The organism is Bifidobacterium sp. ESL0682 (assembly GCF_029392815.1).
Taxonomy (GTDB): Bacteria; Actinomycetota; Actinomycetes; order Actinomycetales; family Bifidobacteriaceae; genus Bifidobacterium.
The window spans coordinates 723,009-735,984 of record NZ_CP113942.1 but is presented as its reverse complement, the minus strand read 5'-3'; the positions used below and the strand labels follow the sequence as shown (position 1 = coordinate 735,984).

Annotated in this window: 9 protein-coding genes and 1 pseudogene; 2 read left to right on the top strand and 8 right to left on the bottom strand. The window is 55.1% G+C overall.

Features of this window, described 5'->3' with window-relative positions:
* Nucleotides 1–141 precede the first annotated feature (141 nt).
* From OZX57_RS03095 to OZX57_RS03075, 5 genes are all read right to left on the bottom strand, one after another.
* Entirely contained in the window at nt 142–1,395 is a 1,254-nt protein-coding gene (locus tag OZX57_RS03095) for a CHAP domain-containing protein (protein ID WP_277162670.1), read from the bottom strand.
* A 221-nt stretch (nt 1,396–1,616) separates the two neighbouring features.
* Entirely contained in the window at nt 1,617–2,540 is a 924-nt protein-coding gene (gene ftsX, locus OZX57_RS03090) for a permease-like cell division protein FtsX (protein WP_277162669.1), read from the bottom strand.
* Nucleotides 2,537–3,883, bottom strand: coding sequence for a cell division ATP-binding protein FtsE (gene ftsE / locus OZX57_RS03085; RefSeq protein ID WP_277162668.1), 1,347 nt, complete (start codon nt 3,881–3,883; stop codon nt 2,537–2,539). Before ftsE ends, ftsX begins: the two co-directional genes overlap by 4 nt.
* Before the next feature lie 92 nt (nt 3,884–3,975).
* On the bottom strand, nt 3,976–5,127 hold the full coding sequence (gene prfB, locus OZX57_RS03080) for a peptide chain release factor 2 (RefSeq protein ID WP_277162667.1): 1,152 nt from the start codon (nt 5,125–5,127) through the stop codon (nt 3,976–3,978).
* A gap of 198 nt (nt 5,128–5,325) precedes the next feature.
* A complete protein-coding gene (locus OZX57_RS03075; RefSeq protein WP_277152651.1) occupies nt 5,326–5,457 on the bottom strand; it encodes a hypothetical protein in 132 nt (43 codons plus the stop codon).
* 229 nt (nt 5,458–5,686) lie between these two features.
* On the opposite strand from OZX57_RS03075, the gene dapD reads away from it, so the two are divergent.
* Nucleotides 5,687–6,691, top strand: coding sequence for a 2,3,4,5-tetrahydropyridine-2,6-dicarboxylate N-succinyltransferase (dapD, locus tag OZX57_RS03070; protein ID WP_277162666.1), 1,005 nt, complete (start codon nt 5,687–5,689; stop codon nt 6,689–6,691).
* 87 nt (nt 6,692–6,778) lie between these two features.
* Here dapD and OZX57_RS03065 read toward each other — a convergent pair whose 3' ends face one another.
* The 3 genes from OZX57_RS03065 to OZX57_RS03055 form a co-directional block, all read right to left on the bottom strand.
* On the bottom strand, nt 6,779–8,074 hold the full coding sequence (locus OZX57_RS03065) for a citrate synthase (RefSeq protein WP_277162665.1): 1,296 nt from the start codon (nt 8,072–8,074) through the stop codon (nt 6,779–6,781).
* A 401-nt stretch (nt 8,075–8,475) separates the two neighbouring features.
* A complete protein-coding gene (map, locus tag OZX57_RS03060; RefSeq protein WP_277162664.1) occupies nt 8,476–9,252 on the bottom strand; it encodes a type I methionyl aminopeptidase in 777 nt (258 codons plus the stop codon).
* Between the two features lie 221 nt (nt 9,253–9,473).
* The gene (locus tag OZX57_RS03055) at nt 9,474–10,556 is read right to left on the bottom strand and encodes an HdeD family acid-resistance protein (protein WP_277162663.1); all 1,083 of its coding nucleotides are present in this window, start codon (nt 10,554–10,556) and stop codon (nt 9,474–9,476) included.
* A gap of 220 nt (nt 10,557–10,776) precedes the next feature.
* Between OZX57_RS03055 and OZX57_RS03050 the strand changes: the two are divergent.
* A pseudogene (locus OZX57_RS03050) lies at nt 10,777–12,857 on the top strand (M13-type metalloendopeptidase).
* Nucleotides 12,858–12,976 lie beyond the last annotated feature (119 nt).

Below are 12,976 nucleotides of genomic sequence, written 5' to 3'. Positions count from 1 at the left end.
CCTCCTCCTTTACCTTCATTTCTCCGACATTTAACCTGCCCCGACCATAGCACAAGCGCGCCACCCGAAAGGGCAGCGCGCTTGGTCGTGCTGGTAAATAAATGGCGAATTATTTGCTACCATCCATCGGTTCACCGTCGATCAGTGGACGAACTGGTATTTGCTCGCACCATATACCGTCTCGTATGCAGGGAACGTCGCGAAGCCGGTGCCACCTTCTGAGATGAACACGGATCCGTCGCCGTTCACACGTTCCACGATGGCGACGTGGCCGTAAGCCGCGCTGACAGGACGATACCCCATGGAACCGGTGATAATCGACCCAGGAGTGAAGACCATGGCGTCACCCACACGCGGTGAATTGTCAACGGCCCAGCCCATGCTGCGGGCAGTCGCGGCCCACTGCCCACCGTTGCCCATACTGCCGGTTACCGGCTTACCGAACTGGTTGCGTCGAATCCATGCCCAAAGCGTGCACTGACGCGGCGGATACGGAGCATTGCCGCCACTCCAGCCACCACCACTGGAAGGCCGTGATGGAGCAGGGACCGGCGTATATGAGGGGCGAGAGCCGCCGCTGTTGCTGCCAGAAGAACTTGAGGAACCGCCCGAAGGCTTGCTCCAAGTCTGACCACTGGAATGAGCGTTGTAGTTATTGTTATAGGAATTCAGCGCCGATTGGGATTGCGCATCAATCTGCGCCTTCAACGAGACCATCTGCGCCGCCGCCCTTGCGGAATCCGTGGTCAGCTGGCTCGACTGGCTTTGCAGATAATCGCGCTGGCTCATGCCTTGGCTGAGCAGTGCCTGCAGGTTGCTTTGCTTGGTCTGCGCAGTCTGAGCCGCCTGCTGGGCTGTGGCCGCATCGTTGTCGGCCTGAACCTTGAGTTTGGAAATCTGATCCTCGATGGCGTCAAGACGCTGTTTGCGGTTCATGGAGGAGTTCAGGGTATTAGCATCCTCATCCGCCGCATTGGCCTCGCTGCGCTTGACAGCCGCTTGGGACTGCATCTTATCAACGAAATCCTGTGTGGTGGAAGACTTGGTGACCACATCCATAACCTGCGTGGCCTGGGTTGCGTGGAAGCTGTCACGCGCCACCTGGGCGACGCCGGCCTTCGCGTCATCGTAATCGATGCCGGTCTGCTTGATTTTGGCTTCGAGGTCGTCTTTATCTTTGATGGCGGCGTTGAGACGATCCGTGGCGGACTGCGCCGCGGTCTGAGCCTGTGTGGCGTTGCCCTGCGCATCATCGGCGGCCTGTTGTGCCGCAGGAATCTGATTGTCAGTCAAATCATTGAGCTCAATGATCTTATTCGCCAAATCGGAATTGACCCCGGCAAGCTGGCTGCGCAGATCGTTGGTCTCCTGCTGCTTCTGCTGATAATCCCCCACGTGGCAGCCTCAGCCTGTTCCGGATTGACGGTGAACACCGCAACGGCGCAAGTCAGAAGCGTTGCAATGGCTAACACCATCCCCACAAATACACGCAAACGTTGAGTGACTTTCTGCACAACAACACCTTTCTCAGGTAATACAATATTGTCATTGTAACAAACTCTTGCCATCAGAACAGATAGCGAGTCCGTTACATCATGATAGTAGCGAAACGACTCTTAGATCTGCAGATATCGCCGTAGGGATATCGTCGAGACAATCGCCGAAAGCAGCATCGCACCGACAATCAACGCCGGAGCCATCAGCCACACTGTCGCCTGATTGATGAACGGCATCCACGCCACCGTCTTTGCGAGCCAATCGGTGATGAACAATTTGACAATTGCACTCAAGGCCACGCAGGACAACAAAGACCCGAGAAGCGAGGCCAAAACCCCTTCAAGCACGAAGGGTAATCGAATCGTCCAATTCGAGGCGCCGACCAAACGCATGATTTCGGTCTCGTTTTTTCTGCTTGCTGCACTCATACGTATGGTGATTGCCGTCAGCAGAACAGCCACCACGACCATCACTGCCGCCAGAACCAAGGTGACCACGGTGCCTTTGTTGAGCACGGCAAAGACGGGATCGAAAATCTGGCGTTGGTCAAGCACTTCCTCAACCCCTTGTCTTCCCGAAAGGGTTTCGGAGACCTCCTGATATTTGGTGGGGTCTTTGAGCTTGAGCCTCAGCGAATCCTGCATATCGGCAGCGGTCAGGGTTCGTCCCTGATAGATGCCATTGGGGTATTGCTTGAGGAAGGTGTTCTTGTAGAAGTCCTCACGGCTTTCGTAGGTGATCTTCGAGACCACGTTGCCGAGCTCGTCGTGAATCTTGTCCTGCAGCTGGATAATCTCCTGCTGGGTGGGAGCCTTGCCGGCCGAGCAATTGGCGACCTGGCTGGTGCCGTCGGGGCAAAGCCAGACCACGACTTCGACTTCCTTGTACCAGTCTCCCTTGGCCTTGGTAATCTGCGCTTGCATCAGTCCGGAAGTACCGATGAAGAGGAAGGAGATGAACGTGACCAACAACACGGAAAGAATCATCGAAACATTCTGCCTCAGACTCGTCCATGTTTCAGAAAGGATAAACCGTGCTCTCATTTCTGCTCCCCCATGGCGCTGCCGCCCTTAAGGTCGTGCACATCTTGTGTACTACGCTTGTCTTTAGCCTGGGCTTGGTCGTCCTTATTATTTCGGACCGCCTTGCCGTTTGTTGATTTCGATGATGATTTTGCAGGTGGTATCGGCGGCGCAGGAATAGCGGGCGCCGAGGTCTTCGAATCCGCCTTCGGCTTTGAAACCGCAGCTGAAGATGTCTTGCCATCCTGCGATTTCACGCCCTGCTGCTTCGTGTCTTGCTGCTGCTTAGATTTTGATTTCGATGTTGACTTCAAGCCGGGTGTCAAATCGTGAGCACTGGTGACCTCTTCGCGTGTCAGACCTTTGCCCCACGTCATCGTGGTCTCCGCCGGTTGGAACGCTTCGCCGTATCTTCCCGTACGCCCGGAATGCATGGCATTGGCCAGACGCGCGATGCCCTCGTTCTCACCGGTACCATTGGCTACAGCGTCGGCGACGGCATCCATGGCCTGCGTGGCGACAATGGAACGGTCGCTGACAGGGCCATCGCCGGATACGTTTGCAGACGTGCTATCGATTGACTTGGTGGCATGCTGTGGCTTCTTGAATTTGCTGGCAGTCGGGTCAATAACCCGCTTCGCCTTCGATTCAACTTCAGCGTCCGGGAAGTAACGAGCCGAATCGTAGCTGCCCTTGGCCTCGTCACGCACGATCTTGCCGGCATGTAGTTCGACGACGCGCTTGCGCATGGAATTGACGATTTCCTCGTTGTGGGTCGCCATGACGATGGTGGTGCCGGTGCGGTTGATGGCGTCCAAGACTTCCATGATGCCCAGTGAAGTGGTTGGGTCAAGGTTGCCGGTGGGCTCATCAGCCAGGAGAATCTGCGGATGGTTGACGTAAGCGCGGGCAATGGCCACACGCTGGGCCTCGCCGCCGGAAAGCTCGTGCGGGTAGTTCTTTTCCTTGCCGGTGAGCCCTACTGTCTCAAGGACTTTCGGCACCAGCGACTTTATGGTCGAACGGCGGGTGCCGATGACTTCGAGCGCAAAGGCGACGTTCTGCCAAACGGTTTTGTTGTTCAGCAGTTTGTAATCCTGGAAGATAAAACCGATGGAGCGACGATACTGCGGAATCTGGCGGGAGGTGAGACGGCGCAGGTCGTTGCCGGCCACGCGAATCTCGCCGTCCGTCGCCTCTTCCTCACGCAACAGCAGGCTCAGCAACGTGGTTTTGCCGGAACCGGACGCACCTACGAGGAACACGAAATCACCGCGCTCGATGTCAAGGTTGATATGGTCGAGGGCCGGCCGTGTGCCCTTCGGATAGATCTTGGAGACCTTGTCCAATGTGATCAACGCCATGATGCCGTTTCCTTACTGTTTGCCACTGCGTCCAAGTCTAGAGACATCAGCATCGCAGAACGCCCCGATTTTGCCGAAGTCGCTAAAAGTCTTTACTTTTTATTACCGTTTTCGTCCTGTTCGGCTTCCAGAGCCGCCTGACGACGCTGTTCGTGACGCCAGCGGATGCCCGCGTCAATGAACCCGTTGATGTCACCATCGAAAACGGCCTGTGTCTGGCTGGTCTCGTAGCCGGTGCGCAAATCCTTGACCATCTGATAGGGATGCAACACGTACGAACGCATCTGGTCACCCCAGCTGGCCTTGATATCGCCTGCCAGTTCCTTTTTCTTCTTGGCTTCCTCTTCGTGACGAAGCACCAGAAGGCGGGACTGGAGGACGGCCATGGCAGCGGCACGATTCTGTATCTGGCTGCGTTCGTCCTGCATGGTCACCACGATATTGGTCGGCAAATGGGTGATGCGCACCGCGGAATACGTGGTGTTGACGCCCTGTCCGCCGGGGCCGGACGAGCAGTAGGTATCCACGCGGATATCGGAATCGGGAATGTCGATGTGATCGGTCTCCTCGACCAACGGCACCACCTCGACCGCGGCGAAGCTGGTCTGGCGGCGGCCTTGATTGTCAAACGGTGAAATGCGGACTAAACGGTGAGTGCCGCCTTCGACGGAAAGACGGCCATATGCGTAGGGCGCATCGACCTGGAATGTGGCCGACTTGATGCCAGCCTCTTCGGCATAGGAAGTGTCCATCACCTTGGCCTTGTAGCCATTGCGCTCAGCCCAACGCATGTACATACGCAAGAGCATTTGGGCGAAATCGGCGGCATCCACGCCACCGGCGCCGCTTCGAATGGTTACCACGGCGCTGCGCTCGTCGTATTCGCCGTCGAGCAGCGTCTGAATCTCCATTTCGTCGAGGTCTTTCTGCAGGGCGTCAACCTCGTTCTGTGCCTCTTTCATCGAGTCGACGTCGTTCTCTTCCTGGCCCAGTTCGTAGAGCGTTTCGATGTCATCGAGACGGGTTGAAAGCGAATCGAGTTTTTTGACCAGACCCTGCTTGTTGGAAAGCCGGCTAGTCACCTTCTGCGCGTTCTCGACGTCATCCCAGAGATTCGGCGCCGATGCCTCTTTCTCCAATTCGTCGATCTCCGACTTCAGACGCTCGACGTCCAATGCTTTTTCGATCGTCTCGTATTTGGTACGCGCTTCACCCAGCGCTTGGGAAAAATCAAATTCTGCCATTGCTGCCTACCTTATAATCGCTCGCTGGAAATTCTCTGATCATTTACATGACGGCTCAATCATCGGTAATCAGGCTCTAAGCTCACTATTGCCACGATTTAACCGTTAGTTGACGCACACGTCATTATTTTCGACGATTCGGCGCCCTACACCAGTCGTTTCATACCTGATTTTGCCATTATGTTCAATGCAAGGTCGTCAAAGACCCGCATAGATTGCAGGAATCACCAGCGCGAGCAGCATGGCTGCAGCCACGACGATGCAAATCGCCCGCACAATATTGCGGCGACGGCCCTCACGGCGTTCACGTTCGTTCCTGTAATCACTCACAAAATTTCATTGTATCGAGCCTGCAGGATTTAGCATTCGTATTCTTGCACCTGCTGCCATGGGAATCATGGCGAGCCTTTACGAATGGCCATAGCATGCCTCATTGCCACAGCCCAACCCGATTCATCCATCCAGCCGTCAAATCATGGGTCTTATCGAGACAAATGTGCCGACATGCGCTAGATTAGAGGCATATTCATTCCAATTGGTAAGACGAAAAGGAGCAGGGATGAGCGACGAACGGACAGCTTGGGGCTGGGGTCTGGCCTCGATTGACGAGGCAGGCAACACACTGGATGTATGGTATCCAAAGCTGGAAATGGGAACAGCTCCCGACGAAGCATCGCGGCCACAGCATGGGTTCGGCGCTTTGGCGCATAACGAAGCTGACGCACGCGGCGTACGTCGCGTTCCGGTGTTCACCGTCTCCGCTCTCGACTTCCCCATCACCGATGCCGCCGACGCTTACTTGCGTCTTCATTTGCTGAGCATGTGCATGGTCGAGCCGAATACCATCAATCTCGACGGCATCTTTGCCAAGTTGGCCAATGTGGTCTGGACCAACTACGGACCGTTCGCCGCCGAGAACTTTACGTTGCGCAAGATGGATGTGATGAACGCGGTGGCGCAGTCCGGCGTCGCCGCAAACGGCATGCCCGCCCCTCACGTCGATGTCAACGTACTCGGAGTCGACAAGTTCCCGCGCATGATCGACTATGTCGTTCCCGAAGGCGTCCGCATCGGCGACGCAGACCGCGTCCGTCTCGGAGCCCATCTGGCCGCTGGCACGACAGTGATGCACGCCGGTTTCGTCAACTTCAACGCCGGCACGCTCGGCACCTGCATGATCGAGGGCCGGGTTTCCCAGGGCGTTGTGGTCGGCAACGGCTCGGACGTCGGCGGCGGCTCGTCGATTATGGGCACACTTTCGGGCGGCGGCAAGCTGCGCAACTCCATCGGCGAGCACAGCCTGCTCGGCGCCAACGCCGGCATCGGCATTTCGCTGGGTGACAACTGCGTGGTGGAAGCGGGCCTTTACGTCACCGCCGGCACGAAGATCACCATCCACGACAAGGCCAAGATCACCGCCGGTGAACCGCTGGAAGTCGTCAAGGGTTCCGATCTTTCGGGCAAGGACAACATCCTCTTCATTCGCAATTCCGTAACCGGCGCCATCGAAGCACGCTACCGCAAGGTTGGCATCGCGCTGAACGAGAAGCTGCACAAGAACTGACATCGTTCTATACAGGTCGGGAATAGGTTTTCATCAACGCCAGAAATGGCCAATCTCAAAACCTATTCCCGACTTGTGTTTTGGAACCTAGCGCTGATCCATCGGCACATAGTCACGCTCAGTCTCGCCAATGTAGATTTGACGTGGACGACCGATTTTGGTTTCTGGGTCGGCGAGCATCTCGCGGTACTGCGCAATCCAGCCGGGAATGCGTCCAAGGGCAAAAAGCAGCGTAAACATCGAGGCATCGAAACCGATGATCCGATACAGCAAACCCGTATAGAAATCGACGTTCGGATAGAGATGACGTGAGACGAAATAATCGTCGTGCGTGGCGATATCCTCAAGTTCCGTGGCGATGTCAAAAAGCGCACGTTCATCAGCAGGAAGGTGACTGTCGACATCTCCTCGCGCCATGAGCTGCTCGAGATAATGTTTGGCGACAACGGCCCGCGGGTCATAGCACTTGTAAACACGATGGCCCAAACCAGAAATACGGGTGCCGTTCTTCTTCGAGTTCTCGACAAACTGGCTGACACTTTCACCCGAATCACGGATAATCTCAAGCTGCTTCATCACCGCTTCGTTGGCACCGCCATGCAGTGGTCCGGAAAGCGCGTTGACGCCTGCAGCCACTGCAGAATACAGATTGGCGTGGGCGCTGCCAGCAATACGTACCACCGAGGTTGAGCAGTTTTGCTCGTGATCGGCGTGGATAATCAGCAATCGTCCCAGTGCATGAACAGAAAGATCATCAGATTCGTAAGGCTCATAAGGCACAGCAAAGCACATGCGGAGGAAATCATCGACGTAGCCGCGGGCGATATCCGGGTAGAGCATCGGCTCATCGCGACGGCGGCGATAGATGTAGCTGACAATGGTGCGGGCCTTGGCCATGATGATGCGCGCCGATTCGTCCAGTTGGTCGGGATCGCTGATATCGGTGGTATCGGGATAGAAGGCGGCAAGCGCATTAATCGCAGAAGCCAGCACGCTCATGGGCTGGGCGGTGCGCGGGAACGAGGCCATGAAACTGCGGAAGTCCTCGCCCACCATTGTGCGATGGTTCAGATCCATGCAAAATTGCTCATACTCCGCTTTTGTTGGCAGTTCACCGTGCTGCAAAAGCCATGCCACCTCAAGGAAATCGGATTGCTCGCACAATTGCTCGATCGGATAGCCACGATAGCGCAGAATCGAGTTCTGTCCGTCGATGAAGGTGATTTTAGATTCGCACTGTGCAGTGGTCAGAAAACCAGGATCAAGAGTGACAAAACCATCGTTCCTGAGGCTGGAAACCACGATGCCGTCGGCTCCTTCCGTGGCCTTGACAACGGGCAGATCGAATTTGTTCGCGTCCACATTGAGTTTTGCCTTCACCATGGCTTCCGCCTTTCTTCACGGCTCCGATTGTGACTCTTCCTCATTGCCCTGCATAAACAGGCAGAATTACAAGTATGACCACAATCAATTGAGGATTGAACACACCTTATTGCATGAATGTAAACTGAAGCAATCGCTGTCCACATCCCGCACACTTTGCGGGTTTGCAATATATTTGATCATCTGCTCCCTTATATACGGCAACGCGAGAATATACGGCAATCATGGGCGACAATTCCGCATCAGCACGAACCCGTTACCGCGAAATTCAGAATTTACTTCCAGCAACGGATAACAAGACACCATGCGATTCCGTAAGATAGCCGCCTCACATACGACAAGTGGCATCTGCCTTAATAAAGCAGATGCCACAATCGAAGTCTAAGATCACTTACGAATTACTACTCGCGAACCGTAAGAATCTCCGGGCCGTTGTCGGTAATTGCGATGGTGTGCTCGCTATGAGCGCCATTGGAGCCATCGGAGCTGCGCAACGTCCAACCGTCCTTCGCATCCTGATAGATCTCGTCGGTGCTCTTCATGAACCACGGCTCGATGGCAATGGTGAGGCCCGGACGCAGCTTGAAGCCATGGTGTGCCTTGCCGTCGTTGGGCACGAACGGATCGCCGTGCATCACATGGCCGATACCGTGACCGCCGAACTCCATGTTGACGGTGTAGCCGTGCTCGTGAGCCACATCGCCGACAGCTGCAGAAACGTCGCCGAGCCGATTGCCGGATTGTGCTGCCGCGATGCCAGCCGCGAGCGCCTCTTCCGTGCATTTAATCAGTGCAACGTCCTCAGGATTCGGGTCATTGCCAACTACGAAACTCACTGCGGAATCGCCGCACCATCCGTCGACGCTGATGGCCAGATCGAGGCTCAGCAGGTCGCCGTCCTTGAGGGCGTAGTCATAAGGAACCCCGTGCAGCACCGCGTCATTGACCGAGGTGCAGATGTAATGTTTGAACGGGCCCGTGCCAAAATCAGGGGCGTAGTCAACATAGCAGGATTCAGCACCCTTTCGGCTTTCGATGCGACGGCGCACAAGGTCATCGATCTCCAGCAAATTGGTACCGACTTTGGTGGTCTCCTGCAGTTCCTTCAGGATGCTGCCGACGAAGCGGCCAGCCACCTTCATCGAGGCGATTTCCTTTGGCGTTTTCAATTCAATCATGCCTTCACCCTACTTCGTTCGGCCAACAATCTTTCGCTGGCCTTTAACTGATACAAAGTGATCTCTTATTGAATAATCGTGCCTTCACGCGAATAAAAACGCTCCGACCGGCCTGAATCGATTCAGACCGGTCGGAGCAAATTGCGAATCACGGTTTTGCCGCTCTTACGTTATCGACGGCGATAACCGTTCCGAAAAACGTCAAACCTCGGCTTTGATCATCAGTTCTTGCCGAAACAGAAAGCACGAACAATGGCGAGAATGCCCATAACCACCATGGCGATGCCCGCGAAAATGACCAGCAAAATCACTGAAGTAAATGGGGAGAAGAGCACAACGATGCCCGCGAGGATGGAAATAATCGCGTAGAAGATGGCCCAACCGGACTTCGGCAGACGCCAGGTCTCGACGAGTGCCATGATACCTTCCATAATCCAGCCGATACCGACGGTGAGCGTGACCAGAATCGTGAGCAGCGCGGTGGAAATCGCTGTGTTCTTAAGCATGCTCACACCGCCAATCACCAAGATGATGCCCACGAAGATGTCAAGCACACGCCAGCCTCCGGGCAATCCGTTTTCGCTGATGGCACCGATGATACGAATGACGCCGGAAACCACGAAGTAGATGCCCAGGATGACAGCGACGACCACCAGCGTCTTTCCAGGCCAAATCAACAGGGCAAGACCAAGCAAAAGAGCGACGATTCCGACCACGCCATAGCCGATGCGGATGGCCTTCTTCGCCTGACTCGGCAACCATTCCTCAACGAGCTTGAACGGGTTCATCCTCCACCACTCGTTGCTGCCGGGTTGCGCAGACTGCTGTTTCCAACCATTGTTGGAGCCACCATAGTTGGGTTGCTGACCGCCTTGAGCGTATTGGTATTGGCCATTCGCATTGGCATTATTGTATGCGTTGCCATTTCCGTAGGGATTGCCGTTCTGGTATTGATATTGCTGTTGCTGATATTGATTTGGATCGGTGGCATAAGGGCCATACCCGTTGGGCCCATAACCGTTGTACGGAGACTGGTTCTGATTCTGTTGGCTCTGACCGTTGTACTGGTAAGGATTGGCATTTGAACCACCTTGATTGCCAGCATATTGGCCATAATCCTGGCTGTTCTGGCTTCCACTTTGCGTATAAGCGTCGCCGGTCTGGCTTTGATTGCCGTTCATGCCATTGGGAGCATATGCGCCATACTCCGGCTGCCCAGACGATTCTCCATTCACCTGTCCCTGATTGTTCCCGTTGCCCTCAGTGGCATTCGGATCATTACCGTTCACATTGGCATCTGACATATCGACTCCTTGCCGATTTCCAATCATCACACAACTCTATGATGATGGCTTATTTGACCTATCATCATCTTCAACAGTTATAGGGCGGAAGCTATTCCTGAACGCTCACCGAACGATGAGTAAACCGGCTGCAGAAATTAGATCAAATCGATTTGTTTGCCCTCGTTTTTCTTCCTATTTAATACGACTTCTTGTCAGCGAACGCCGATACAGTGGAGCCATGTCTACACCTTTAATTTCAGGCCTTGATACGACCTCTTTCTCCAGCATCATCAGCCCCGGCGACGACCTCTTCCGATTCGCCAACGGACCGTGGATCGACACCTACGAGCTGCCTGATGACCGCTCCCGTTATGGCGCTTTCGACAAGCTCGCCGAAGACTCGGAAAGCCAGATTCGAGACATTCTCGAAGACGAGAACTGCCCGGCACACAAATCGCAAAGCCTCTATCGCGCATTCCTCGACACCGACGCCATCGAAAGAGCAGGCATCAGCCCTATCAAGGATGCGCTCAGCCGCATCGACAATGCCACAGACAAGGCTGAGCTGACGAAGGTTCTTGGCGAGCTGAGTACACTCGGCGGACCCGATTTCTTCGACTGTGGGGTCTATGGCGACCCTGGTGACCCGAAGCACAACATTCTCCATATCGAGCAAGGTGGCATCGGCCTGCCCGACGAGGCTTACTATCGTGACGATCATTACGCGCCAATTCGCGAACAATACGTACACATGGTCACCAAGCTTTTTTGATGTTGGCTGGCTATGGCGACAGCACAAAGGCCGAGGAAGAAGCCAAACACTTCCTTGAAATCGAGACCAGGATAGCTTCCAACCATTGGGACAATGTGGCCACCAGGGATTCACAAAAGACCTATAACCCTACCAATTTTGATGACCTGCGTTCGACGCTCTCCCATTTCGACATTGCTTCATGGCTTGAGGCGTGGCAGTCCGCATACAATGCGTTGCCCGCCGCGAAAGCGCAGCCGCTTAACCTCGCAGCCGCCTTCACCCGCACCATCGTGCACGAACCGAGCTTCCTTTCCGGCTTCGACCGATTCTGGGATGAGAGCGACCTCGACGATCTCAAACTTTGGGCACGTGTGACAATGATCAGCGGCTCTGCAAGCACATTGAGCAGCGATTTCGACAAAACCCAGTTCGATTTCTATGGCAAAGTACTTTCTGGCGCCAAGCAACAGCGTGACCGCTGGAAGCGTGGTGTCTCTCTGGTCAATGGCATCAGCGGCGAGGAAGTCGGCCGCGAATATGTCAAGCTCCACTTCCCAGAAAGCTCGAAAGAGCGCATGGAACAGCTGGTCTCCAACATCATCGAAGCCTATCGAGTCTCCATTTCCGGCAGTGATTGGCTGGGAGAAGAGACCAAGGCGAAGGCTCTTGAAAAGCTCTCTAAATTCACCCCGATGATCGGATACACCAATCACTGGCGCGACTATACCGCTCTCGATATCAGGCCTGAGATGAGCCTGATCGAAGATCTCAACGCGGCCGCCGCCTACGAAACCGGATTCCAGTTCTCCAAGATCGGCCAGGTTGTCGACCGCGAGGAATGGCTGATGAATCCGCAGACAGTCAACGCCTACTACGAGCCGTCCATGAACGTCATCGTCTTCCCCGCTGCCATCCTCCAGCCTCCGTTCTTCAACCCGGATGCCGACGATGCTGCCAACTATGGCGGTATCGGCGCAGTCATCGGACACGAAATCGGACATGGTTTTGACGACCAAGGCAGCCAGTACGACGGCGACGGCAAGCTCAACGACTGGTGGAGCGCCGAAGACAAGGCGAACTTCCAGAAGCTTACCGAAGCTTTGATCAACCAATACAACGGATTCATCCCCTCCCAGCTTCAAGAGAAATATGCGGACGACCTGAGCCAGGCGCCACATGTCAACGGAGCTTTGACCATCGGCGAGAATATCGGCGACCTGAGCGGAGTCAACATCAGCCTGAAGGCTTATGCGTTCGCACTTGACAAGACCGCAGGGCGTACAATCGATGGTTCACCGGAAGCGGTAGCCGATTCGCTGGCGAGCGCTCCCGAAATCGATGGCTATACCGGCCTGCAGCGCTTCTTCCTGAGCTATGCCTCCATCTGGCGCACCGCTCAGCGCGAAGAGCTTACCGAGCAATATCTGCAGATCGACCCGCACTCCCCTGCTGAATTCCGCACAAACGGCATCGTGCGCAACGTTGACTTGTATTATCAGGCTTTTGACGTCAAGCCGGAAAACAAGCTATGGCTCGCTCCGGAGCAGCGCGTGCATATCTGGTAGACGGCAATTCCCAGACGGTTATTGCACATACGCAATGATCGTAAGATAGTCGGTACACCATGATTCTCTGATATTGGCGGCCGGAATGCGATGAAAACATTCCGGCCGCCAATTCATCG